This is a genomic window from Streptomyces sp. NPDC101151 (genome assembly GCF_044768335.1).
In the GTDB taxonomy this organism is placed as follows: domain Bacteria; phylum Actinomycetota; class Actinomycetes; order Streptomycetales; family Streptomycetaceae; genus Streptomyces.
On record NZ_JBIWPP010000016.1, the window covers coordinates 158,753 to 182,814 of the forward strand.

Annotated in this window: 25 protein-coding genes; 16 read left to right on the top strand and 9 right to left on the bottom strand. The window is 70.8% G+C overall.

The annotated features are described in order from the left end of the window. Nucleotides 1–287 precede the first annotated feature (287 nt). Complete coding sequence (locus ACIRU3_RS27170) at nt 288–1,460, bottom strand: threonine aldolase family protein (RefSeq protein WP_404061153.1); 1,173 nt, start codon at nt 1,458–1,460, stop codon at nt 288–290. A gap of 172 nt (nt 1,461–1,632) precedes the next feature. On the opposite strand from ACIRU3_RS27170, the gene ACIRU3_RS27175 reads away from it, so the two are divergent. The 10 genes from ACIRU3_RS27175 (at nt 1,633) to ACIRU3_RS27220 (ending at nt 9,835) form a co-directional block, all read left to right on the top strand. Further along, complete coding sequence (locus tag ACIRU3_RS27175; RefSeq protein WP_404061156.1) at nt 1,633–2,577, top strand: Rossmann-like and DUF2520 domain-containing protein; 945 nt, start codon at nt 1,633–1,635, stop codon at nt 2,575–2,577. Then, complete coding sequence (gene panC, locus ACIRU3_RS27180; protein ID WP_404061159.1) at nt 2,577–3,578, top strand: pantoate--beta-alanine ligase; 1,002 nt, start codon at nt 2,577–2,579, stop codon at nt 3,576–3,578. Before ACIRU3_RS27175 ends, panC begins: the two co-directional genes overlap by 1 nt. Then, nucleotides 3,575–5,302 carry an L-aspartate oxidase gene (locus ACIRU3_RS27185; protein WP_404061162.1) on the top strand — a complete coding sequence of 576 codons (1,728 nt, stop codon included), beginning with the start codon at nt 3,575–3,577 and terminating at the stop codon, nt 5,300–5,302. The genes panC and ACIRU3_RS27185 overlap by 4 nt, the downstream gene beginning before the upstream one ends. Next, on the top strand, nt 5,299–6,276 hold the full coding sequence (nadC, locus tag ACIRU3_RS27190; protein ID WP_404061165.1) for a carboxylating nicotinate-nucleotide diphosphorylase: 978 nt from the start codon (nt 5,299–5,301) through the stop codon (nt 6,274–6,276). Before ACIRU3_RS27185 ends, nadC begins: the two co-directional genes overlap by 4 nt. Nucleotides 6,277–6,281: 5 nt before the next feature. Beyond that, nucleotides 6,282–7,079, top strand: coding sequence for a type III pantothenate kinase (locus ACIRU3_RS27195; protein WP_359064397.1), 798 nt, complete (start codon nt 6,282–6,284; stop codon nt 7,077–7,079). Nucleotides 7,080–7,248: 169 nt separating this feature from the next. Continuing rightward, nucleotides 7,249–7,920 (top strand): hypothetical protein, encoded by a 672-nt coding sequence (locus ACIRU3_RS27200; protein ID WP_404061281.1) that lies wholly within the window; start codon nt 7,249–7,251, stop codon nt 7,918–7,920. 58 nt (nt 7,921–7,978) lie between these two features. Continuing rightward, on the top strand, nt 7,979–8,158 hold the full coding sequence (locus ACIRU3_RS27205) for a hypothetical protein (RefSeq protein ID WP_404061168.1): 180 nt from the start codon (nt 7,979–7,981) through the stop codon (nt 8,156–8,158). Between the two features lie 177 nt (nt 8,159–8,335). Next, complete coding sequence (locus ACIRU3_RS27210) at nt 8,336–8,755, top strand: BlaI/MecI/CopY family transcriptional regulator (RefSeq protein WP_404061284.1); 420 nt, start codon at nt 8,336–8,338, stop codon at nt 8,753–8,755. Nucleotides 8,756–8,764: 9 nt separating this feature from the next. Continuing rightward, nucleotides 8,765–9,298 carry an amino-acid N-acetyltransferase gene (locus ACIRU3_RS27215; protein WP_404061171.1) on the top strand — a complete coding sequence of 178 codons (534 nt, stop codon included), beginning with the start codon at nt 8,765–8,767 and terminating at the stop codon, nt 9,296–9,298. Nucleotides 9,299–9,499: 201 nt separating this feature from the next. After that, on the top strand, nt 9,500–9,835 hold the full coding sequence (locus ACIRU3_RS27220; protein ID WP_030872805.1) for an Lsr2 family protein: 336 nt from the start codon (nt 9,500–9,502) through the stop codon (nt 9,833–9,835). Here ACIRU3_RS27220 and ACIRU3_RS27225 read toward each other — a convergent pair. Further along, nucleotides 9,814–10,482 (bottom strand): SCO3374 family protein, encoded by a 669-nt coding sequence (locus ACIRU3_RS27225; protein WP_404061174.1) that lies wholly within the window; start codon nt 10,480–10,482, stop codon nt 9,814–9,816. The two genes, ACIRU3_RS27220 and ACIRU3_RS27225, sit on opposite strands and share 22 nt — an antisense overlap. A 430-nt stretch (nt 10,483–10,912) precedes the next feature. Between ACIRU3_RS27225 and ACIRU3_RS27230 the strand changes: the two genes are divergently transcribed. Continuing rightward, nucleotides 10,913–13,438 carry an ATP-dependent Clp protease ATP-binding subunit gene (locus ACIRU3_RS27230; RefSeq protein WP_404061177.1) on the top strand — a complete coding sequence of 842 codons (2,526 nt, stop codon included), beginning with the start codon at nt 10,913–10,915 and terminating at the stop codon, nt 13,436–13,438. Nucleotides 13,439–13,531: 93 nt separating this feature from the next. Here the strand turns inward: ACIRU3_RS27230 and ACIRU3_RS27235 are convergent, their stop codons facing one another. Beyond that, on the bottom strand, nt 13,532–14,158 hold the full coding sequence (locus tag ACIRU3_RS27235; RefSeq protein ID WP_404061180.1) for an HAD family acid phosphatase: 627 nt from the start codon (nt 14,156–14,158) through the stop codon (nt 13,532–13,534). Nucleotides 14,159–14,737: 579 nt separating this feature from the next. On the opposite strand from ACIRU3_RS27235, the gene ACIRU3_RS27240 reads away from it, so the two are divergent. Beyond that, a complete protein-coding gene (locus ACIRU3_RS27240; RefSeq protein ID WP_404061182.1) occupies nt 14,738–15,289 on the top strand; it encodes a M23 family metallopeptidase in 552 nt (183 codons plus the stop codon). A gap of 7 nt (nt 15,290–15,296) precedes the next feature. Here ACIRU3_RS27240 and ACIRU3_RS27245 read toward each other — a convergent pair whose 3' ends face one another. Beyond that, on the bottom strand, nt 15,297–15,890 hold the full coding sequence (locus ACIRU3_RS27245) for a TetR/AcrR family transcriptional regulator (protein WP_404061184.1): 594 nt from the start codon (nt 15,888–15,890) through the stop codon (nt 15,297–15,299). 124 nt (nt 15,891–16,014) lie between these two features. On the opposite strand from ACIRU3_RS27245, the gene ACIRU3_RS27250 reads away from it, so the two are divergent. The 4 genes from ACIRU3_RS27250 (at nt 16,015) to ACIRU3_RS27265 (ending at nt 19,543) form a co-directional block, all read left to right on the top strand. Beyond that, nucleotides 16,015–17,607 carry an MDR family MFS transporter gene (locus ACIRU3_RS27250; protein ID WP_404061186.1) on the top strand — a complete coding sequence of 531 codons (1,593 nt, stop codon included), beginning with the start codon at nt 16,015–16,017 and terminating at the stop codon, nt 17,605–17,607. Between the two features lie 142 nt (nt 17,608–17,749). Further along, the gene (locus tag ACIRU3_RS27255) at nt 17,750–18,217 is read left to right on the top strand and encodes a helix-turn-helix transcriptional regulator (protein ID WP_404061287.1); all 468 of its coding nucleotides are present in this window, start codon (nt 17,750–17,752) and stop codon (nt 18,215–18,217) included. Then, nucleotides 18,214–18,648: a VOC family protein gene (locus tag ACIRU3_RS27260; protein ID WP_404061189.1), complete on the top strand. Its 435-nt coding sequence runs from the start codon at nt 18,214–18,216 to the stop codon at nt 18,646–18,648. The genes ACIRU3_RS27255 and ACIRU3_RS27260 overlap by 4 nt, the downstream gene beginning before the upstream one ends. Nucleotides 18,649–18,670: 22 nt before the next feature. Continuing rightward, a complete protein-coding gene (locus ACIRU3_RS27265; protein WP_404061192.1) occupies nt 18,671–19,543 on the top strand; it encodes a class I SAM-dependent methyltransferase in 873 nt (290 codons plus the stop codon). A gap of 26 nt (nt 19,544–19,569) precedes the next feature. Here ACIRU3_RS27265 and cseC read toward each other — a convergent pair whose 3' ends face one another. The 5 genes from cseC to ACIRU3_RS27290 form a co-directional block, all read right to left on the bottom strand. Continuing rightward, on the bottom strand, nt 19,570–20,928 hold the full coding sequence (gene cseC, locus ACIRU3_RS27270; protein WP_404061195.1) for a two-component system sensor histidine kinase CseC: 1,359 nt from the start codon (nt 20,926–20,928) through the stop codon (nt 19,570–19,572). 11 nt (nt 20,929–20,939) lie between these two features. Further along, a complete protein-coding gene (gene cseB, locus ACIRU3_RS27275; RefSeq protein WP_404061197.1) occupies nt 20,940–21,644 on the bottom strand; it encodes a two-component system response regulator CseB in 705 nt (234 codons plus the stop codon). 35 nt (nt 21,645–21,679) lie between these two features. Further along, a complete protein-coding gene (locus tag ACIRU3_RS27280) occupies nt 21,680–22,285 on the bottom strand; it encodes a hypothetical protein (RefSeq protein ID WP_404061200.1) in 606 nt (201 codons plus the stop codon). A 35-nt stretch (nt 22,286–22,320) separates the two neighbouring features. After that, nucleotides 22,321–22,860: a SigE family RNA polymerase sigma factor gene (locus ACIRU3_RS27285; protein ID WP_404061203.1), complete on the bottom strand. Its 540-nt coding sequence runs from the start codon at nt 22,858–22,860 to the stop codon at nt 22,321–22,323. Between the two features lie 271 nt (nt 22,861–23,131). Continuing rightward, the gene (locus ACIRU3_RS27290; RefSeq protein ID WP_404061207.1) at nt 23,132–24,007 is read right to left on the bottom strand and encodes an A/G-specific adenine glycosylase; all 876 of its coding nucleotides are present in this window, start codon (nt 24,005–24,007) and stop codon (nt 23,132–23,134) included. Between the last annotated feature and the right edge of the window lie 55 nt (nt 24,008–24,062).

Here is a 24,062-nt window from a genome sequence, read left to right on the forward strand (position 1 = left end):
ACGCCGAGCGCCCCGCGCACGGGCGGCTCCGCCTGGCACTGACCCGCTGGTTGCGCCTGCGCGCTCTCTAGTGCCGCGGCAGGCGGCGTTCGCCCCGTCGCGACGCCCGGCACGTTCCCCCAGCGGGGGTACCCCCACTCGCCGTACCGGCCGAAAGCCCGAGTACGTCCGGTACGAGGGCTTCCGGCCGGCACGGGCCGGCACTCCCCCCGGCCTCCGGCCGGGGGGACCCCCGGAGCACGCACCGGACGCCGCTCCTCGACGGGCGAACGCTGCCTGCCGCGGCACTAGGCCCTCCCGGGCATCCTGCTCGCGAAGTCCGCGGCGGCCGCCCGGACGTCGGCGGCCGTCCACTCGAGGCCGGCGGAGCGGACGCCGACCTCCGTGTACGAAAGGCCGGGCGCAGGGCCGTCCCAGCCGTTCGCGAAGAGCATCACCGAGGTCTCCTCGGCCTGCCGCACCGCCGCCTCCGCGAGCACCTCGGGGGCGTACGGCAGCCAGACCTGGAACTCCTGGGTGTGCGGCACCCCGGGGTGCACGCGCGCCCATGGCAGCCCGGCCTCGGCGAACCCCTCGCGCAGCGCGGTGGCGACCACGCGCGCGTGGTGCACGTAGTCGGGCAGCCGCGGCAGCTCCCGCTCCAGGCCGATGAGCGCCGACAGCGCGGTGGGGAACTGCTGGAAGATCATGCCGCCGTAGCGGTGCCGCCAGGTCCTCGCCTCCTCGACCAGCGTCCTGGGGCCGGCCAGGGCTGCGCCGCCGAAGCCGTCGAGGGACTTGTAGAACGACACGTAGACGCTGTCCGCCAGGCCCGCGATCTCGTCCAGGGGGCGCTCGAAATGGACGGTGGACTCCCACAGGCGCGCGCCGTCGAAGTGCACCACCGCGTCGCGCTCCCGGGCCGCCCGAACGACCTCGGTCAGCTCCTCCCAGGTGGGCAGCACGAAACCGGCGTCCCTGAGGGGCAGTTCCAGCATCAGCGCCCCGAAGGGCTCCGGGAAGTCGCGTATCTCGTCGGCCCTGGGCAGCCGGGGCTCGTCGGTCAGCCGGACCGGGCGCAGGCCGCTGACCTGGCTGAACGCGCCCCGTTCATGCACTTCGGGGTGGGCCAGGGCGTGCAGGGCCACCGTGGGGTTGCCGGTGCGGCCCGCCCAGCAGCGCAGGGCCACCTGCTGCGCCATCGTGCCCGTCGGGAAGAACGCGGCGGCCTCCGTGCCGAGCAGTGCCGCGACCCGCTCCTCCAGGGCGGCCACGATCCGGTCGCCGTAGACGTCCGCCGGCTCGTCCAGGTCGTACACCTCCGGGGCCGCCTCCTGGAGCTGCGTGAGCCGTTCGCGGATCGTGCCCCGCCAGCCCGCGCGCGACAGGACCAGCCGTGCTTCCCGTTGGGCGGCCCTGCGCCGCGTCCGCAGCTGCTCCGCCGCCGACCGCTCTTCGCCCTGTTCAGCCGTATCACTCATGCCGTGGATGATGCCCCGCCCGCCTCCGTGCGGCAGCGGAATTTCCCCGCGGGCAGGGCGTGGGGTAACCCACAGCCTGTGGACAACCGGCCGCCGTCCGACCCGATAGCGTTAACATGACGAGAAATCGTCCGGTACCCAGAGCGGACTGGAACGGGAAGGCCACCGTCGCGTGAGTACAGTCCACCAGCCAGACCTCAAGGACCGCCCCGCGCGGCTCACCGTAGGCGTCGTCGGCGCCGGACGCGTGGGCCCCGCACTGGCCGCGTCCCTCCAGCTCGCCGGGCACCGCCCGGTGGCCGTGTCCGGAGTCTCCGACGCCTCCCGCAGGCGCGCCGAGACGATGCTTCCCGACGTGCCGCTGGTGCCGCCCGCCGAGGTCCTCCAGTGTGCCGACCTCGTCCTGCTCACCGTCCCCGACGACGCCCTGCCCGGCCTGGTCACCGGCCTCGCCGAGACCGGCGCCGTACGACCCGGACAACTGCTCGTGCACACCTCCGGGCGGTACGGCGCGAAGGTCCTCGACCCCGCCCGGCGCGCGGGCGCGCTGCCGCTGGCGCTGCACCCGGCGATGACCTTCACCGGCACCCCGGTGGACGTCCAGCGCCTTGCGGGCTGCTCCTTCGGCGTCACCGCGCCCGAGGAGCTGCGCCTGGCCGCCGAGGCCCTGGTCATCGAGATGGGCGGCGAGCCCGAGTGGATCAGCGAGGAGAACCGCCCGCTCTACCACGCGGCCCTCGCCCTCGGCGCCAACCACCTGGTGACCCTGGTCGCCCAGTCCATGGAGCTGCTGCGCACGGCCGGCGTGGCGGCTCCCGACCGGATGCTCGGCCCGCTGCTCGGCGCCGCCCTGGACAACGCGCTGCGCTCCGGCGACGCGGCGCTCACCGGCCCGGTCGCACGCGGGGACGCCGGCACGGTGGCCGCGCACGTCACCGAGCTGCGCAGGCACGCCCCGCAGACCGTCGCGGGCTATCTGGCGATGGCCCGCGCGACCGCCGACCGGGCCCTCGCCCACGGCCTGCTGAAGCCGGAACTCGCCGAGGACCTGCTCGGCGTGCTGGCCGAGGGATCCAGCGGCACCAACGGCACGAACGGCACCGAGGGGAGCGCCTGATGACCACCGCCCTGCTGAGCACCGCCGAAGAGCTGCACGCGCGCGTGCGCCACGGCCGCCGCGCCGTCGTGATGACCATGGGTGCCCTGCACGAGGGCCACGCCACGCTGATCCGCACCGCCCGCGAGATCGCCGGCCCGGGCGGCGAGGTCGTCGTCACCGTCTTCGTCAACCCGCTCCAGTTCGGCGCGGGCGAGGACCTGGACCGCTACCCGCGCACCCTCGATGCCGACCTGAAGCTCGCCGAACAGGCGGGCGCCGACGCCGTGTTCGCGCCCGCCGTGGACGAGGTGTACCCGGGCGGCGAACCGCAGGTGCGCATCTCCGCGGGCCCCATGGGCGAACGCCTGGAGGGCGCCGCACGGCCCGGGCACTTCGACGGCGTGCTCACCGTCGTCGCCAAGCTGCTGCACCTCACCCGCCCCGACCTGGCCCTGTTCGGGCAGAAGGACGCCCAGCAGCTGGCCCTGATCCGGCGCATGGTGCGGGATCTGAACTTCGGCGTCGAGATCGTCGCCGTACCGACCGTGCGCGAGGAGGACGGGCTCGCGCTCTCCAGCCGCAACCGCTACCTCTCGCCCGACGAGCGCCGCACCGCCCTCGCCCTGTCCCGCGCCCTGTTCGCCGGCCGCGACCGGCACGCCGCGCAGGAGGCGCTGCGCGCGCGTGCACGTGAAGTGCCCGCCACCCACGCGCGTGCCGAGGCGCTGAGCGCCATAGGGGAGTCACGCGCGGCGGCCGACGCGCACGCCGTGGCCACGGCCGCGCCCGGCGGCCCGGCGGCCGTCCGGGCGGCCGCGCGGACCGCTCTGGACGAGGCCGCCCGGCTCGACCCGCCGCTCCGGCTGGACTACCTCGCCCTGGTGGACCCGTCCGACTTCGCCGAGATCGGCGAGGGCTTCACCGGCGAGGCCGTCCTCGCCGTGGCCGCCCGCGTCGGCGCCACCCGGCTGATCGACAACCTTCCGCTCACCTTCGGATCCCTCGGAGCCGCCTCGTGACCAGCACAGGCATACGACTGCACGCGCCCGCCCCCGGGTGGTCCATCTCCGCGGACGTGATCGTCGTCGGCTCCGGTGTGGCCGGCCTGACCGCCGCCCTGCGCTGTGAGGCCGCCGGCCTGACGACGGTCGTCGTCACCAAGGCCAGCCTGGACGACGGCTCCACGCGCTGGGCGCAGGGCGGCATCGCCGCCGCCCTCGGCGACGGCGACACCCCCGAGCAGCACCTCGACGACACCCTCGTGGCGGGCGCGGGCCTGTGCGACGAGGAGGCGGTACGGATCCTCGTCACCGAGGGTCCCGACGCCGTACGGCGGCTGATCTCCACCGGCGCCCACTTCGACACCGACGACGGGGGCGGCATCCAGCTCACCCGCGAGGGAGGTCACCACCGGCGCCGTATCGTGCATGCCGGCGGGGACGCGACCGGAGCGGAGATCTCCCGGGCGCTGGTGGAGGCCGCACGCGCGCGCGGGGTGCGCATGATCGAGAACGCGCTGGTCCTGGACCTGCTCACGGATGCCGACGGCCGCACCGCGGGCGTCACCCTGCACGTGATGGGCGAGGGCCAGCACGACGGCGTGGGCGCCGTGCACGCCCCCGCGGTCGTCCTCGCGACCGGCGGCATGGGCCAGGTGTTCTCCGCGACCACCAACCCGTCCGTGTCGACCGGCGACGGCGTGGCGCTCGCGCTGCGCGCGGGCGCGGAGGTCAGCGACCTCGAGTTCGTGCAGTTCCACCCGACCGTGCTCTTCCTGGGCGCCGACGCCGAGGGCCAGCAGCCGCTCGTCTCCGAGGCGGTGCGGGGCGAGGGCGCCCACCTGGTCGACGGGGACGGCGTGCGCTTCATGGTGGGGCAGCACGAGCTGGCCGAGCTGGCGCCCCGCGACATCGTCGCGAAGGGCATCATGCGGCGGATGCAGGAGCAGGACGCCGAGCACATGTACCTCGACGCCCGGCACTTCGGCGCCGACATGTGGGAGCACCGCTTCCCGACCATCCTGGCCGCCTGCCGCGCCAACGGCATCGACCCGGTCACCGAGCCCATCCCGATCGCCCCCGCCGCCCACCACGCCTCCGGAGGTGTCCGCACCGACGCGCGGGGCCGTACGACGGTCCCCGGCCTGTACGCGTGCGGCGAGGTCGCCTGCACCGGTGTGCACGGCGCCAACCGGCTCGCCTCCAACTCGCTTCTCGAAGGCCTCGTGTACGCCGAGCGGATCGCCGACGACATCGCGGCGGCCCACGCCGGGAACGGTCTCCACGCGCGCGTGCCCGAACCGGTCCCGCACCCCGAGAAGCCCGCATACCCGCTGCTCGCCCCCGAGGCCCGGTTCGCCGTCCAGCGGATCACGACCGAGGGTGCGGGCGTGCTCCGTTCGGCGGATTCTCTGGAGAAGGCGGCGGACCACCTCCAGCGGCTGCACAGCGAGGCCCGCGCTGCCCTGGCGGAGAACGGCAAGACCGCCGAACCGGGCGTCGACACCTGGGAGGCCACGAACCTCCTGTGCGTCGCCCGCGTCCTGGTCGCCGCCGCCCGGCTGCGCGAGGAGACCCGCGGCTGCCACTGGCGCGAGGACCGCGCCGAGCGCGACGACACGCAGTGGCGGCGCCACATCGTCGTACGGCTCAATCCGGACCGGTCGCTGGCCGTACACACCACGGACACCGCAGACTTCCCCCCGACCCGGCACCACCAGCGCCCTCAGGAGCAGAACAAGTGAGCACCGACGACCTTCCCCTCGCCCCGAACGGCGGCTGCGGCGACGGCTGCGCCTGCGGCGCCGAGGGTGACGAGGAGTACCTGGAGAGCGGGCTCGACCCCGCCCTCGCCGAGCTGCTGGCCACCGCCGGTCTCGACCCCATCGAGGTCGAGGACATCGCCAACGTCGCCATCCAGGAGGACCTGGACGGCGGCGTGGACGTGACGACCGTTTCGACCATCTCCGAGGACGCCGTCGCCACCGGTGACTTCACCGCGCGCGAGGCAGGCGTGGTGGCCGGCCTCCGGGTCGCCGAGGCCATGCTCTCGGTGGTCTGCACGGACGAGTTCGAGGTCGAGCGGCACGTCGAGGACGGTGACCGCGTCGAGGCCGGGCAGAAGCTGCTGTCGGTCACCACGCGTACGCGTGACCTGCTCACCGCCGAGCGCAGCGCCCTCAACCTCCTGTGCCGCCTGTCCGGCATCGCGACCGCAACGCGTGCGTGGTCGGACGTGCTGGAGGGCACCAAGGCACGCGTGCGCGACACTCGCAAGACCACGCCGGGGCTGCGCTCGCTGGAGAAGTTCGCGGTGCGCTGCGGCGGGGGCGTCAACCACCGCATGTCGCTCTCGGACGCGGCCCTGGTCAAGGACAACCACGTGGTTGCCGCCGGCGGCGTCGCGCAGGCCTTCAAGGCCGTACGGGAGGCCTTCCCGGAGGTGCCGATCGAGGTCGAGGTCGACACCCTGCACCAGCTGCGCGAGGTCGTCGACGCGGGCGCCGACCTGATCCTGCTGGACAACTTCACGCCCGGGGAGTGCGCGGAGGCGGTCGGGATCGTCGGCGGGCGGGCACTGCTGGAGGCCTCGGGGCGGATCACGCTCGACACCGCGCGCGCGTACGCCGACACCGGCGTGGACTTCCTGGCCGTCGGCGCGCTCACCCACTCCTCGCCGATCCTTGACATCGGCCTGGACCTGCGCGAGGCGGAGTAACGGCCATGCTGCTCACGATCGACGTCGGTAACACGCACACCGTGCTCGGCCTGTTCGACGGCGAGGACATCGTCGAGCACTGGCGCATCTCCACGGACGCGCGCCGCACGGCCGACGAGCTGGCGGTGCTGCTCCAGGGCCTGATGGGCATGCACCCGCTGCTCGGCGAGGAGCTGGGCGACGGCATCGACGGCATCGCGATCTGCGCGACCGTGCCGTCCGTGCTGCACGAGCTGCGCGAGGTCACCCGGCGGTACTACGGCGACGTGCCCGCGGTGCTGGTGGAGCCGGGCGTGAAGACGGGCGTGCCGATCCAGTTCGACAACCCCAAGGAGGTCGGCGCCGACCGCATCATCAACGCGGTCGCGGCGAACGAGCTGTACGGCGGCCCGGCGATCGTCGTCGACTTCGGCACGGCGACCACGTTCGACGCACTCTCCGCACGCGGGGAGTACGTCGGCGGGGTGATCGCCCCCGGCATCGAGATCTCGGTCGAGGCCCTCGGGATCAGGGCCGCACAGCTGCGGAAGATCGAGGTGGCCCGGCCCCGGAACGTGATCGGCAAGAACACCGTGGAGGCCATGCAGTCGGGCGTCGTGTACGGCTTCGCCGGGCAGGTCGACGGAGTGGTGAACCGGATGGCCCGGGAGCTGGCCGACGACCCCGACGACGTCACGGTGATCGCCACGGGCGGCCTCGCGCCGGTGGTGCTGGGCGAGTCCTCGGTGATCGACGAGCACCAGCCGTGGCTGACCCTGATCGGCCTGCGGCTGGTGTACGAGCGGAACGTGTCCCGCATGTGAGGGACCGGCGCCCGCGCAGGGCGCCGGTCTCGCGCTTCACGCGCGCGGGTGGCCCCGGTCGAGGGAAACCTGGCAGCGACACGCGGCGGAATCTCTTTACGATTCGTCACTTTTGTCCGATTAGCGATAGCGTCGCCGCATGCCCACGCCATACGGATCCCGCGGCGGCATGGCGTTCGGCGCGGAGGAGCTGCGTGTGCTCCGTCGCGCGCTCGCCCTCGCCCTCCACCCCGGCCGAGCGTCCGCCGAGGACGTCAAGGACTGCTACCTCCTCGCCGAGTCCCTCGACGAGGCGATGTGCGAGGGAGCCCGGCTGCGCGCCTTCCTGGTGGCCGACCTCGGCCGGTACCGCGCCGCCCTGCCGGGCACCGCCGCCGGCTATCTCGCGCTTCTGGAAGAGGCGCTGGGCGCAGGGCACCGGCCGACGCCGGACGACCTCGCCGCACTCCGGGCGCTGCGCGGCAACTCCACGGCGGCCGCCCTGCTGGACCGCTGCCAGGCGCTCGCCGAGCGGGATGTACGTGCCCGCTTCGCGCAGGGCGCACGCAAGGTCCCCGCCCCCGCCGTGCCGCCCTCCAGGACGCGCCTGCTGGCCCTTCCGGGCGGCGCGGGCGGGATTCCGGAGGTCCAGGCCCAGGAGCCGGAGAAACCCGCTCAGAAGCCCGCTCAGAAGCCCGGCCAGAGTCCTCCCGGACGCCCCGCCGAGCGCCCGGCCACCGAACCGGCCACCCCCAAGCGCCCCATCCCCACGCCGGGCGAGGTCTTCCCCCGCCGCAAGCCGCCCGTGCCGCCCGCGAACCCGGCCGAGCCGGCCGAGTCGAGGCAGCTCGCCGCCGGCTGAGCGACCGGTTCGCCCACCCCGCCCCTTTCGCCCCGTCCCCCGTGGCTAATCTGGACTCATGGACTACGTCTCCGCGCTCGTGCCCCCGGTCGTCATGGCCGTGTTCTTCATCGGTTTGGTCCGGGTGATCGTGAAGACCCAGGGCGGGGCCGCCAAGGCCAAGGAGGACGCGGCCGTGGACGCGGCCCTCGCGCGCGCGGAGGGCGTGCGCAAGGTCCCGGCGGGCGGCGACGCGTGAGCCCGGGCCCGGCGACGGGCCCGTCGGCACCACCGCGCCTGTCCGGGCGTACGAGACTCCTCGCGCCCCGGTCTTTCCGAACCGTGCGCCCTTTTTGTTCGCTTTTGTAGCCTAAGTGCACGTCCGGCACGCCATTGGCGAGATCTCCCACTATTGTTCTGAGCTGTGCCTCGCCCATTGGGAGAACTCGAAGACGCGGTCATGACGCGGGTGTGGAAGTGGAACCGCCCGGTGACCGTTCGAGAAGTCCTGGAAGACCTGCAGCAGGAACGGTCCATCGCGTACACCACCGTGATGACCGTTTTGGACAATCTCCATCAGAAGGGCTGGGTGCGCCGAGAGGCCGAAGGGCGCGCCTATCGATATGAGGCCGTCTCGACACGGGCCGCGTACGCAGCCGCCCTGATGAACGACGCATGGTCGCAGAGCGACAACCCGGCCGCCGCTCTCGTCGCCTTCTTCGGGATGATGAGCGAGGAACAGCGCCAGGCCCTCAGGGACGCCGTACGCATCGTCCAGGGCCCGGAAACCCACGAAGCCCCGCAAGCCCCGCAAGAGGAGAACCCCGGCGCGCCCGGGGAGGCCACCGGGCGATAGCGTCCGCTCATGTCAGCAGAGCGTCCCGCAGTCTCCGCGAAAGCCCTCACCGTCCGGCGGGCCCGGACGAGCGATGTCCCGACCGTGCGCCGCCTCCTCGATGACTACGCCCGTGACCGCATCCTGCTCGACAAAGCCACGGTCACGCTTTACGAGGACATCCAGGAGTTCTGGGTCGCGGAACGCGACGACAACGCTGAGGTGGTCGGCTGCGGCGCGCTGCACGTCATGTGGGAAGACCTCGCGGAAGTCCGCACTCTCGCGGTGAAGCCCGGCCTCAAGGGCGCCGGGGTCGGCCATCAGTTGCTGGAGAAGCTGCTGGAGACCGCGCGCTGGCTCGGTGTTCGGCGCGTTTTCTGTCTGACCTTCGAAGTGGACTTCTTCGGGAAGCACGGGTTCGTGGAGATCGGGGAGACGCCGGTCGACACCGATGTGTACGCGGAGCTGTTGCGTTCCTATGACGAGGGCGTCGCCGAGTTCCTCGGTCTCGAACGAGTGAAACCGAACACCTTGGGCAACAGCCGGATGCTTCTGCATCTGTGATCGTCATTGCCCAGGTGTCCTATGTCCGAAACGCGCATGTTTCCGGACGGGGGTGGGCTCCTGGGTCTCTCCCAGGGGTTTGTGTTTTTCCGGCAAAAGCGGTTTGCTTTCCGACGTAGTGCAGTACTGCATATAACAGGGGCGGCGAAACGGCGGGCGCCGGACACCCTGGCCCTCACGTTATCGATGAAAGGAAATCCGGTGGCACAGAAGGTTCAGGTCCTTCTTGTCGACGACCTCGACGGCGGCGAGGCGGACGAGACCGTGACGTTCGCGTTGGACGGCAAGACGTACGAGATCGATCTCACCACGGCCAATGCGGACAAGCTGCGTGGCCTTCTCGACCCCTATGTGAAGGGTGGTCGTCGTACCGGAGGCCGTGCTTCGGGCGGGCGTGGAAAGGCACGTGCCGCTTCCGGTGGCAGCCAGGACACGGCGGCGATCCGCGCCTGGGCGAAGGAGAACGGTTACGAGGTCAACGACCGCGGCCGTGTTCCCGCGTCCATTCGCGAGGCCTACGAGAAGGCCAACGGCTGATTTCGCCGACAGGCGGGCGGCCGGGTGTTCGCGCGCCGCAGCCGGACCCGGTGGCACTGTGCTGCCACCGTGTCCACCAGTCGCACGAGATCGGGGGCGCCGCCCAGGCCCCCCATGGCCGGCAATGCCGGCAGCGAGGCCTCGACCTCGCACCCGGGACCGGGGGGCCGCAGCCATACGGCGGCCCCCTGCAGGGAATCGGCGGGAATGCGGTCGCCGTGAAGCGGCCGAGTCCCGCCGCAAGCCCGCCCGGGCGCCATGGGTGCCGCCATCAGGCCGCCCGCGCCCAGTGGCCGCAGGTCCAGCGCCAGCGCTCCCCATTCCAGCCAGTCCAGCAGCTCCGGAAGCTCCTCCGTGCTGCCCGCGGCCACCAGCAGCCGCATCCTGTCGCCTCGCAGGGCCACCGGAGAGCCCGGTACGAGATGTCTGAGGGCCGCTGTGCCCGCCTCGGCCGGCACGTCCAGGACGTCGAACCGCACGCCCGTGACCAACCGCAGCGGTCGCCCGGGCACTGTCGGCCAGCCCAGATCGTTCTCGTACCAGTGCCGGGCCCGGACTTCCGGGCCGTCCGCAAGGTCGGAAGCCTTCGGGTCGAACGGACGGCGAGGAAGGGGGACAGTGGAGGTCGTAGGGACCGAGCCAGCCATGCCAAGTGCAACAGCCAAAGCGGGCCACGAGTTACGCTGGGTGTTCTGGCGAATGCGCAGAGTGCCCAAGAGGGGGGCGCGTGGGGGTCCGTAGAGGCGCAAGGTTGTTCGCCCATAGCGGAGGGAACCGGCGCGCGCGGCATGGAGTGTCAGTCCCTGCGGGTAAGACATGCCTAGTGGGAGGGGGCGACGCGCAGAAAGGGCCGTCTCACGTTCGCCATCGGCGTAGTGGCGAGTGGGGTAACTGCCTGGCCTGCGGGAACATCGTCTCGCACCATCGGGTTGGAGCAGATGTCGGCGTTCGGGGTCAGGAGGCCAAGGACGGTGTCGGCAGTTGGAATGAGCGGTCCCCGCTTGCGGGACTAAGCTGCGGAAGGACAGGGCGGGGAAGTTCCCCCCACTGCCTGACCGCTCTGAGGAGCGATTAACGATGTTCGAGAGGTTCACCGACCGCGCGCGGCGGGTTGTCGTCCTGGCTCAGGAAGAAGCCCGGATGCTCAACCACAACTACATCGGCACCGAGCACATCCTCCTGGGTCTCATCCACGAGGGTGAAGGTGTCGCCGCTAAGGCCCTGGAGAGCCTCGGCATTTCGCTTGAGGCGGTCCGCCAGCAGGTGGAGGAGATCATCGGCCAGGGCCAGCAGGCCCCGTCCGGCCACATCCCCTTCACCCCCCGTGCCAAGAAGGTCCTGGAGCTGTCGCTCCGCGAGGCCCTTCAGCTGGGCCACAACTACATCGGCACGGAACACATCCTGCTCGGCCTGATCCGTGAGGGCGAGGGCGTCGCCGCCCAGGTCCTGGTCAAGCTGGGCGCAGACCTCAACCGGGTGCGGCAGCAGGTCATCCAGCTGCTCTCCGGCTACCAGGGCAAGGAGACCGCCGCCGCCGGCGGGCCGGCCGAGGGCACGCCCTCGACCTCCCTCGTCCTGGACCAGTTCGGCCGGAACCTCACCCAGGCCGCTCGTGAGTCCAAGCTCGACCCGGTCATCGGGCGCGAGAAGGAGATCGAGCGGGTCATGCAGGTGCTGTCCCGCCGTACCAAGAACAACCCGGTCCTGATCGGTGAGCCCGGCGTCGGCAAGACCGCCGTCGTCGAGGGCCTCGCGCAGGCCATCGTCAAGGGCGAGGTGCCCGAGACGCTCAAGGACAAGCACCTCTACACGCTGGACCTCGGCGCCCTGGTCGCCGGCTCCCGGTACCGCGGTGACTTCGAGGAGCGCCTGAAGAAGGTGCTCAAGGAGATCCGCACCCGCGGCGACATCATCCTGTTCATCGACGAGCTGCACACGCTGGTCGGTGCGGGTGCCGCCGAGGGCGCCATCGACGCCGCCTCCATCCTGAAGCCGATGCTGGCCCGTGGTGAGCTGCAGACCATCGGTGCGACCACGCTGGACGAGTACCGCAAGCACCTGGAGAAGGACGCGGCCCTGGAGCGCCGCTTCCAGCCCATCCAGGTCGCCGAGCCGTCCCTGCCGCACACGATCGAGATCCTCAAGGGTCTGCGCGACCGGTACGAGGCCCACCACCGCGTCTCCATCACGGACGAGGCCCTGGTCCAGGCCGCCACCCTGGCCGACCGCTACATCTCGGACCGCTTCCTGCCGGACAAGGCGATCGACCTGATCGACGAGGCCGGTTCCCGGATGCGCATCCGCCGGATGACCGCTCCGCCGGACCTGCGCGAGTTCGACGAGAAGATCGCCGCCGTCCGCCGGGACAAGGAGTCCGCGATCGACTCGCAGGACTTCGAGAAGGCCGCCTCCCTGCGCGACAAGGAGAAGCAGCTCCTGGCCGCCAAGGCCAAGCGGGAGAAGGAGTGGAAGGCCGGCGACATGGACGTCGTCGCCGAGGTCGACGGCGAGCTGATCGCCGAGGTCCTCGCCACGGCCACCGGCATCCCGGTCTTCAAGCTGACCGAGGAGGAGTCCTCGCGACTGCTGCGCATGGAGGACGAGCTCCACAAGCGGGTCATCGGCCAGGTCGACGCCGTCAAGGCGCTGTCGAAGGCGATCCGTCGTACGCGCGCGGGTCTGAAGGACCCGAAGCGTCCCGGTGGCTCGTTCATCTTCGCCGGCCCCTCCGGTGTCGGTAAGACCGAGCTGTCCAAGGCGCTCGCCGAGTTCCTCTTCGGTGACGAGGACGCGCTGATCTCCCTCGACATGTCGGAGTTCAGCGAGAAGCACACGGTGTCGCGTCTCTTCGGTTCGCCCCCCGGATACGTGGGCTACGAAGAGGGCGGCCAGCTGACCGAGAAGGTCCGCCGCAAGCCGTTCTCCGTCGTCCTCTTCGACGAGGTGGAGAAGGCCCACCCGGACATCTTCAACTCGCTGCTGCAGATCCTGGAGGACGGTCGCCTGACCGACTCCCAGGGCCGGGTCGTGGACTTCAAGAACACGGTCATCATCATGACGACCAACCTCGGCACCCGGGACATCTCCAAGGGCTTCAACCTGGGCTTCGCGGCCTCGGGCGACTCGAAGACCAACTACGAGCGCATGAAGAACAAGGTGTCGGACGAGCTCAAGCAGCACTTCCGCCCCGAGTTCCTCAACCGCGTCGACGACGTGGTCGTCTTCCCGCAGCTGACGCAGGAGGACATCCTGCGGATCGTCGACCTGATGATCGGCAAGGTGGACGAGCGCCTGAAGGACCGGGACATGGGCATCGAGCTCTCCCAGTCCGCCAAGGAGCTGCTGGCCAAGAAGGGTTACGACCCGGTGCTGGGCGCGCGTCCGCTGCGTCGCACGATCCAGCGCGAGATCGAGGACACGCTCTCGGAGAAGATCCTCTTCGGTGAGCTGCGGCCCGGTCACATCGTGGTCGTGGACACCGAGGGCGAGGGCGAGACCCGGACCTTCACCTTCCGCGGCGAGGAGAAGTCCGCGCTGCCGGACGTCCCGCCGATCGAGCAGGCGGCCGGCGGTGCCGGGCCGAACCTGAGCAAGGACGCGTAGGCGTCACGGACGGACGAAAGGGGCCGGTGCTTCGAGCACCGGCCCCTTTCGCATGCGCGCTCGCCGGCGGCGAGGCGCGGAAACCCGGAGGACCTACGACAACTGTCCGTTGTAGTCCGGCAGTTTGAACGTCTTCTCGGCGTGGCCGCCCGACAGGTCGGTGGCGCTGTTGCCGATGTTCGCGATGATCGTGTAGCCCTGGTTCTCGATGCCGACGCGCTGCGCGGTCTTGTAGGCGGCGACGTCCTTGAACAGGTCGAAGAAGCCGCGGACGTAGAGACCGGAGACGTCGTAGCCGTCGTGCTCGAGGTTGTACTCGGTGGGCCAGTAGATGATGCCCGGGCGGGCGGTGACGAAGAACAGGGAGACGCCGTGCTGCTGCGCGTACTCGGCGACGTTCAGCACCGGCTTGTTGGCCGGCTGCGGGTAGCTGAAGCCGAAGTCGGTCTCCAGCGTGGTGTTGTCGATGTCGAAGACGATCGCCTGCTTCTCACCGGGCTTGGCCGCGGCGATGCGGGCCTTCAGGTACGGCAGGGCCTGGCCCATGACCGACTGGCAGTCCTTCTGCCAGGTGGCGTAGTCGACCTCGGCGGCGGTCGCGGTGGCGGAGGCGCTGCTCGTGGTCGCGTCCGCGGCCTCGGCCGGAGCGGCCAGCGCGGCGAGCGCGGTCACGGAGACAGCGGTGGCGGCTGCCCGGCGCACCCAGGGGCGTGTGGTCATCGGTGGGGGTCCTCTCACGTCCGTACGCTGCACGGCCTGAACGGTGAATGTCAGGGGCATGATCTTTGGTGAGGGTGGCGCGAAAGGAACCGTAGGGTTACCGATGGGTAGGTGCCTAGAGGTCTGCGTCACTTTTCTCCGGGGGATGTGCGGAGACCTGGGTCACTTTTCCGGCGGATTTCCGGACTTGGGTCACATTTGTCCGGATGGAAGCGAGAGGCCTGGGTCACATTTCCCCAGTTGATTCCAAGAGGGCCAGGTCACATTCACCGCCCCGGGGTCCGGCTCCCCGGTGACATGGCGCACAGGCGAAATGTCCGGTACTAGGCAGGATAGTGTCGTACTTAATGGGGCAAAATGGGCATTCTCGGAACGGCGGGCGCGAGATGGCCAGTTCACCCGGGTGGCGGCATGCGTAAGACATGTCAAGAAGTGACCGAATTTGTCGCTCTCTACTACGAGATGCCGTAGAACGGGCCTTTGTGGCGAGATGGGGTGTCGGGTTACCAATGAATGGCCCCACCGGCGAATGACTGTGCGCCGGGTGGCCGTTCTGTCTCCGAGCCCACGAGGTTACGAATGTTCCAGCGCTTCACGCCCCGCTCTTCCCGTACGTCCTCGCTCCGCAGCCGCGTGGCCGTCCTGGCCGTCGGAGCCGGTGTCACGGCCGTGCTGGGGGCCGGGGTCGCGAGCGCCGCCGCCCCGTCGGCCGGCTCCTGGGTCGACCCGGTGAAGAAGTACACGCTCTCGGCCAGCTTCGCGCAGGCCGGCGGTCACTGGGTCGCCAAGCACAGCGGACAGGACTTCGCCGTGCCGACCGGCACCGAGGTCATGGCCGCGCACGGCGGCACCGTCGTCAAGGCCGGCCCCAACGGCGCCGGTGACGGTCCCGCCTACGGCAACGCCGTCGTCATCAAGCACGGCAACGGCACCTACTCGCAGTACGCGCACCTGTCCCGGGTCGACGTCAAGATCGGTCAGATAGTCAAGACCGGCCAGCACATCGCCCTCTCGGGCAGCACGGGCAACTCCACCGGCCCGCACCTGCACTTCGAGATCCGCACGACCCCGAACTACGGCTCCGCGGTCAACCCGGTCGCCTTCCTGCACTCCAAGGGTGTCAAGGTCTGAGCAGGCCTTACCTGCGGGCGCCCTCGTGCGCCTGAGTGACGAGGTCCACGGCGACTTCGAGAACGGCCTCGCGCTTCTTCTCGGAGTCGCCTTCCAGGTCCTGCATCACGAACATCCCGGCGTGCAGCGTGAAGAGCGCGCTGATGCAGCGGACCTGGTCGACCAGGGGCGAATCGGGGTCGATGATGATGTCCCTGAGGCCGCGCATCCGGTCCTTGAAGGACTCGCCGATGCGCAGTTCCCGTACCGTCGCCTGGTTCTCCTGCATGAACCGGAAGAGCGGCTCGGCGCCGGCCAGGGCCTGGCTGTAGCGCCGTACGATCTCCTGCTTGGTGTCCAGGGTGTGCGGCTGGTTCCGGCCCCACTCGATCAGGTCCTCGATCGGTTTCGTCAGGTCCTCGAAGAGGCTGACGATGATCTCCTCCTTCGTCTTGAAGTGGTAGTACAGAGCCGCCTTCGTGACGTCGAGACGCTCGGCGATCTCGCGCAGGGAGGTCTTCTCGTAGCCCTGCTCGGCGAAGAGCTCGAGCGCGACGTCCTGGATGCGCTGGCGGGTGTTGCCGCGGCGCTGCTGCTTGGTGCCGTCCATGGTGTCGCCCATCCTCGTACTCCTCGCGCTGCCGCGGAAACTTACTTGACGACCGGCTAGTGACAGGTCTACCTTCCCAGTGTACTGAACTAGCCGGGCGGCAAGTAAGTAGGAGTCGCCAGGGGGAGTGGGAGAAATGGCGGACACGGAGGCGGCCGTGACGGGCCAGGGGACACCCGACCAGCCGGAGAAACAGCCGAAGAGCGTGCGCGTGGTCCTGCTCGCGCTCATGATCGCGATGATGCTCGCGATGCTCGACAACATGATCGTGGGTACGGCTATGCCGACGATCGTGGGCGAGCTGGGCGGTCTGCAGCATCTGTCGTGGGTCGTGACCGGGTACACCCTGGCGACCGCGGCCTCGACCCCGGTCTGGGGCAAGCTCGGGGACATGTACGGGCGCAAGGGCGCCTTCCTCAGCTCGATAGTGATCTTCCTGATCGGCTCCGCGCTGAGCGGCATGGCCCAGGACATGGGTCAGCTGATCGGGTTCCGGGCCGTTCAGGGCCTCGGCGCCGGCGGTCTGATGGTCGGCGTCATGGCGATCATCGGCGATCTCATACCGCCGCGGGAGCGCGGCAAGTACCAGGGCATGATGGCCGGCGTCATGGCGCTGGCGATGATCGGCGGCCCGCTGGTCGGCGGCACCATCACCGACAACTGGGGCTGGCGCTGGGCCTTCTACATCAACCTGCCGCTCGGCGCCGTGGCGCTGGCGCTGGTCACCGCCGTGCTGCACCTGCCGAAGAAGCGGGCCAAGGCGGGCATCGACTACCTCGGCGTCGTCCTGCTGACCGTCGGCATCACCTCCATCGTGCTGGTCACCACCTGGGGCGGCAGCGAGTACGCCTGGACGTCCGCGCGGATCATGGAGCTGATCGGCATCGGCGTGGCCGCGCTGGTCGGGTTCGTGTTCTGGCAGACCAGGGCCACCGAGCCGGTGCTGCCGCTGCACATCTTCCGCAGCCGCAACTTCACCCTGATGTCCATCATCGGCTTCATCACCGGGTTCGTGATGTTCGGGGCCACGCTCTTCCTGCCGCTGTACCAGCAGTCGGTACAGGGCGCCTCCGCGACCAACTCGGGCCTGCTGCTCCTGCCGATGCTCGGCGCGATGCTCGTGACCTCGATGGTCGCCGGGCGGGTCACCACCAACAGCGGCCGCTACAAGGTCTTCCCGATCGTCGGCGGAGCGCTGATGATCGTCGGCCTCTACCTGCTGTCGCTGATGGACACCGGCACCACGCGGCTGACCTCCGGCATCTACATGGCCGTGGTCGGTGCGGGCATGGGCTGTCTGATGCAGATCACCATGCTGGTGGCGCAGAACAGCGTGCAGATGAAGGACATGGGCGTGGCATCCTCGTCCACCACCCTGTTCCGTACGCTCGGCTCCTCCTTCGGTGTGGCCATCATGGGCGCGCTGTTCAACCACCGGGTCCAGGACGTCATGACCGAGCGCGCCGGTGCGCTGGGCTCCAAGGCCACCGAGCAGTCGGCCCAGCTGGACGCGGCGAGCCTGGCGAAGCTGCCGGCGGCGGCGCGGGAGGCCTATCAGCACGCGGTGTCCGCCGGTACGCACTCGGCGTTCCTGCTGGGCGCGGCGATCGCGGTGCCCGTGCTGATCGCCTCGCTGTTCGTCAAGGAGGTGCCGCTCAAGGGCGGCCCGCAGAAGCCCTCCGCGGAGAGCGCGGACGCTGCTCCGGTGCAGATGATCGAAGCCGTCTGAGCACGACTTGGAGGTGAAGGCCCCCCGGCCGGTGTCCGCCCCGGGGGGCCTTCGCCGTGCCCGGCCGTTGTCGGTGCCGGGGGGCCTTCGCCGTGCCCGCCTGTTGTCAGTGCCGCGTGTCAGCATCGTCTGCATGGACAAGATGCGCCGGTTGCGTCTGGCCAAGGACGCCATGGACCGTGACTGGGCCGACCCTGCGCTGGATCTGGACGCGGTGGCCGCACATGCCGGGTACTCGCGGTATCACTTCCTGCGCGCCTTCAAGGACGCGTACGGCGAGACGCCCGGGCAGTATCTGATCCACCGCAGGATCGAGCGGGCCGAGGAGATGCTGCGCGGCGCCAACCTCACGGTGACCGAGATCTGCACCCTCGTCGGCTTCAGCAGCCTCGGCACCTTCTCGGCCGGCTTCAAGGCCCGCACCGGCCTCACCCCGAGCGAGTACCGCGCGAAGCACGTCGGCCGCGGGGCCTCCCTCATACCCGGCTGCTACGCCATGCTCTGGGCCGGCGGCTTCAACACCGCAACTTTGAGGAAGCGTGCCGAGCCCGCCCCTGCCTACGGTGACGAGCAGGAACAGCAGCCTGCCGACAGGAGAGCGGAGCCATGATCAAGGGCCTGGGCATCACCACCGTATGGACCTTCGACCAGCAGCGGACCAAGGCCTTCTTCACCGAGAAGCTGGGCCTCGAGGTGTGCAGCGACCTCGCGATGGGTGACATGCGCTGGGTCACCGTCGGAGCCAAGGACCAGCCCGGCGTGGAGCTGGCCCTGATGAGCCTGGACGGCCCGGGACTCGACCCCGAGTCCGCCGAGGCGCTGAAGAAGCTGGTCGCCAAGGGGGTACTGGGGGCCGGGGCCTTCCGTACGGACGACTGCCGCGCGGACTACGAGACCTTCAGGGCACGCGGCGTGGAATTCCTCCAGGAGCCGCAGGAGCGGCCGTACGGCATCGAGGCGATCTTCCGGGACGACAACGGCAACTGGTACTCCCTGACCGAGCGCAGCGAGGAGCTGGACTTCTCGAAGGACTTCCGCTGACCGGCCGACGGGGAGGAACGGTATGCATGAGCAGACGCACGGGCAGACGCACGGGCAGCCGGCCGCGGCGGACCACACGGCCGTGCGGGTGGCCCTGTGGCGGGCCCTGCACGTCCAGGTCGATCCGCCGCCGCATGTGATCGAGGACGAGATCGGGCTCCGGCTGGCGCCCCCGGACCAGGGCTGGCGCGCCCGCCCGGACATGGACGCGGAGGCCACGCGGCGCACCCGCGCGTCCATCGCGGCCCGCGCCCGCTTCGTGGAGGACCTCGTCGTGGACCGGGCCGAGCGGGGCGTCGACCAGTACGTCCTGCTGGGGGCCGGACTGGACACCTTCGCCCAGCGCCGGCCCGAGGTCGCCTCCACGCTCCGGGTGTTCGAGGCCGACCGGCCGGGACCGCAGGCCTGGAAGAGACAGCGGCTGGCCGAGCTCGGGTACGACGTCCCCGAGTGGCTGCGGCTGGTGCCGGTCGACTTCGAGGGGGACTGGTGGGGGCAGCTGGTCACGGCCGGCCTGGATCCCGGCCGGCCGGCGGTGGTGGCCTCCACCGGTGTCACGATGTACCTCACCAGGGAAGCGGTCGAGGCCACGTTCCGGCTGGTCGCCACGCTCGCCGCGGGCTCCACGCTGGTCACGACCTTCCTGCGGCCGCCCGAGGACGTCGAGCCGGAGCAGCGTGCGCAGCTGCGGGCGGCCGTGGACGGCGCCCGTGCCGCCGGGACACCCTTCCTCAGCTTCTTCACACCGCCGCAGATACTGGCCCTGGCCCGCGAGGCCGGATTCAGCGAGGTCCGCCATGTGACGGCCGAGGAACTGACCGAGCGGTACTTCGCCGGCAGGGCGGACGGCCTTCGGCCGTCACGCGGGGAGGAGCTGCTCGTGGCGACCGCTTGAGGACGTCGCCTCCGAGGGCTCCCGCCTCAGCCGGTGCCCCCGGACACCGGCAGCATCGGATAGCTGCCGGTGTTGGTGGGTGCGTGTTCCGGGAGCCAGAGGACGGCCACCGCGCCCTCCGCCGGGATGTGGGCGGGGGCGCCGACGGGCCGGACGTTGCGGAAGGTCAGGCGGGCGCCCAGCACCCGGGCCTGGCCGGCCGCGATGGTCAGGCCCAGGCCGTGGCCCACGCCGGCGCGATCCATGCTGCCGGTGCGGAAACGGCTGGGCCCCTCGGCGAGCAGTGCCTCGGGGAAGCCGGGACCATGGTCGCGGACGCGGATGACCCGGCCCTCGACGGTGACTTCGATCGGCGGCCTGCCGTGCCGGGCGGCGTTGGTGATCAGGTTCAGCAGCACCCGCTCCAGACGGCGCGGGTCGGTGGTGACCTCCGACTCGTGCACCACCCGTACGACGATCTCCGGGTCCTTGGCGGCCACGCGCCGGGCCACGAACTCGCCCAGCACGATGTCCTGCAGCTCGGCCCGCTCGGAGGCGCTGTCCAGCCGGGCCACCTCCAGGACGTCCTCGACCAGGGTGCGCATCGCCTTCGCCCGGTCCAGGACGAGTTCGGTGGGGCGGCCGGGCGGCAGCAGTTCGGCCGCGGTCAGCAGGCCGGTCACCGGGGTGCGCAGCTCGTGCGCGATGTCGGCGGTGACCCGCCGCTCGGCCTCCAGGCGCTGCCGCAGCGCGTCCGCCATGGCGTCCACCGCGCGCGCGAGATCGTCGGTCTCGTCCCGTACGACCCCGCCGATGGCCTCCCGCACCCGTACGTTCGTCTCGCCGTTGGCGACCTGGCCCGCCGCTGCCGCCGCCTTGCGCAGCCGCCGGGAGAGCTGACCACCGATCAGCACACCGAGTGCGCTGCCGCCGAACACGACCGCGATGGAACCGATGACCAGAGCCTGGTCGAGATCCTTCAGCACGTTCGTGGAGCGGTCAGGGAAGCGGCTGTGCAGGGACAGCACATGGCCGTCCTTGGCCGGAACGGCCGCCCAGATGTCCGGCGGTCCTCCGCCGTGGTCCGAGACGTCGCTGGCCCGGCGGCCCTCCTCGACCTTCTCGCGCAGGGCAGGCGGCAGCCCGGGGTCGTCGATCTTGATATCGGGGAAGTTCGACCGCCGGTACCGCTCGTAGTAGCCCTGGGCGAGCTGAACGCGCTCGTTGGCCAGATCGCGCGCGTTGTCCAGCATCGAAACCCGGGCAGCGTTGTGCACGACCAGGCTGAGCGCTATCGCCACCAGTCCCGCGACCAGGGCGATCGCCGCGCTGAGCTTCCATCTGAGCCCGGTCTTCAGACCCGCGCGCTCCACCCGCCGCATCGGCCGTCGAATGAACCCCCGCATGACCGCCCCGCTCAGGCCTTCAACTTGTAGCCGAAGCCGCGGACCGTCTCGATCCGGTCCTGGCCGATCTTCTGGCGCAGCCGCTGCACATGGACGTCCACGACCCGGGTGTCACCGCCCCAGCCGTAGTCCCACACCCGCTCCAGCAGCTTGTCGCGGGAGAGCACGGTGCCGGGCGCGGTGGAGAACTCCAGCAACAGCCGCATCTCGGTCGGGGTCAGCGCCACCGGCTGCCCGGACCGGCGCACCTCCATGCCCTCGGTGTCGATCTCCAGGTCGCCGAAGGTCAGCGGGCCGCCGTTGACCTGGGCGAGGGAATCCTCGGCGTGCGCGGCCCCGGCGGCGTGCCCGAAGCGGCGCAGCACGGCGCGGATCCGGGCGACCAGGACGGCACCGTCGAACGGCTTGGTGACGTAGTCGTCGGCACCCGCCTCCAGACCGAGCACGACGTCGATGGAGTCGGCGCGCGCCGACAGCATGATCACCGGCACGGTCGACTCGTCGCGGATACGGCGGCACAGGCTGACCCCGTCGAGACCGGGCACCATCACGTCGAGCAGCGCGATGTCCGGCCGGTTCGTCCGGAACGCGTCCAGGCCCGACAGGCCGTCGGGCATGGCGGTGACCGCGAAGCCGTCCCGCTCCAGGGCGAGCTGGGTGGCCTCGCGGATGACGTCGTCGTCCTCGACGAACAGAACGTGGGTCTGGTCTGCCATCCCGGTGCTCTCAGTCCTCGTGTGCTAGTGGTCGGTCAGTTGTCCGGCGCGGCCGAGGTGCCCTCGCCCGCGGAGTTGCTGTAGAGCCTGCGGACGGCCTTTCCCGGGACGAAGTTCCCCGCCTTCCACCGGTAGGGGGTCACGTCCTCGCCGGACGGGCTCACGATCGGGTCGCCCTTCCGGTAGAACTGCTTGGTCACCGTCAGGACGCCCTGCTCGATCTCCGCGTAGACCGGGGATTCCTCGGTCTTGAAGACGTTCGTGTACGTGCCGTTCTCGTCCCGGTACACGTACGAGCCGATGCCCACCGCGTCGGCACAGGTCAGCACATTGACGACGACGTCGTCCACCGGGCCGCCGGTCAGGTCGCCGTAGGAGACGTCGACGGGGTAGTCGTCGCCGTTGCACGGCTTCAGGTCACGTTTGACCGAGGCCGCGACCGCGGGGTCCTGCTTCAGCAGTGCGACAGCGTCCACGCGCCGATAGGAGTCGGAGGGGCTGGGAGCAGGGGAGGCGACGGCGCCCGCCACCGCGGAAGCGTGCGCCGGGCCCTCGTCCCGGGCGCCCGTGCCTCCGGTGCCGCAGGCGGCGACGAAAAGGGCGAGGGCGGCGATTGCGGCCGCCGCCGCGATCACCGCCATTGAACTGCTTCGGGCCCGGCTGGGCCCGGCCCCGGTCAGGCCGCGCAACGCTCCCGCTCCTCACGCTCCAGCGCGCGTGCGTCCAGATCGCGCGCCTCCAGCTCCTCGCGGAGCCGGGCGAGCGCCCGGTGCAGCGTGCTCTTGACCGTACCGGCCGACATGCCGAGGGCGGCGGCCGTCTCCTCCGTGGACATCTGCTCCCAGTGTCGCAGCACGACGACGCTGCGCTGCTTCGGAGCGAGAACCTTCATGATGTCCATGAGCAGAGCCCGGTCGGCGTGCTGCTCGGTGGAGTCGTCCACGGACGCCTCCGGCAGCTGCTCGGTGGGGACCTCCTCCAGCTTGCGTGCCCGCCACCACTCGGTACGGGTGTTGATCATCACCCGGCGCAGATAGGCGTCCGCGAGCCGCTTGTCGGCGATGCCCTCCCAGCGGCCGTACGTGCGCACCAGCGCGGTCTGCAGCAGGTCCTGTGCGTCGATCGGGTCCGGGACCAGCCGGCGGGCGCTGCGCAGCAGCGCGTCCTGCCGAGTGCGGACGTACTCCTCGAACTCGAGCACCTCGCCGTGCGCCATGATCAACCGCCTCCGTTCCCCGTTTACTCCGGCTCGCGCCTGAAGTCCCGCTGTCCTGCTGTCCCGTGGTCTGCCGGGCACGAACAAGAAGTTACGGAGCTGTTGTCACGGGGCTGTGCGGAGCAGCCTGCGGCTAGCAATCGGCTGTCCGTCGGTTGTGTAACGGAAGTAGGTCCGGGGTAGGGGCGGCGACTCTTATGTCCAGTTATAGGGCGCTTTGTGCGGCAGATGGGCCGTAACGAAAGCCCTCGGGCTGTGACTTGGCTGTGTGTCAGGTCAGCGGCAGCCGGTACAGGCCGCCCTGCAGCGGCTCCACCAGACCGTCCGTGACGAGCCCGTCGAGCGCGCGGGCGCGCTGCACCGGCTCGTGCCACACCCGGTCCAGCGCCGCCTGCGGCACCGGTACACGCGCCTCCCGCAGCACGGCGAGCAGCTTGCCGCGCACCTGGCGGTCCGTGCCGGCGTACGTCTGCCCGCGGCGCGGCGGTCCGTCGTGCTCCGGCTTGCCCGCCAGCCGCCAGGCGCACTGCGCGGCGATCGGGCAGCGGTGGCAGCCCTCGTTCTTCGCCGTGCACACCAGCGCGCCCAGCTCCATGGAGGCGGCGGCCCAGCGCGCGGCCGTCCGCTCGTCCTCGGGCAGCAGCTCGCGGGCCAGACGGCGTTCGGCGGCCGTGGTGGCGTTCGGCGGGTACTGGACCCCGGTCACCGCCCGCGCGAAGACCCGGCGCACGTTCGTGTCCAGCACCGGGTGCCGCTGCCCGTACGCGAAGGAGGCCACCGCCGCGGCCGTGTACTCGCCGATGCCGGGCAGTGCCAGCAGCTGGGTGTGATCCGTCGGTACGTCCCCGCCGTGCCGCTCCGTTATGGCGAGCGCGGCGCCGTGCAGACGCAGGGCCCGGCGCGGGTAGCCGAGCCGGCCCCAGGCGCGCACCGCTTCTCCGGGAGCGTCCGCGGCGAGGTCGGCGGGGCGCGGCCAGCGGGCGAGCCACTGCTCGTAGACGGGCAGGACCCGGCTCACCGGGGTCTGCTGGAGCATGAACTCGCTGACCATCACGCCCCACGGGCCCGCCTCCGGGCGGCGCCAGGGGAGGTCGCGGGCGTGGGAGTCGAACCAGGAGATCACGGGGGTGTGCAGCGTCTCAGTCATGGCCTTCCGATCCTGCCACGGGTCGGCCGGGCATGCTGACGACGGCGCGATTGCG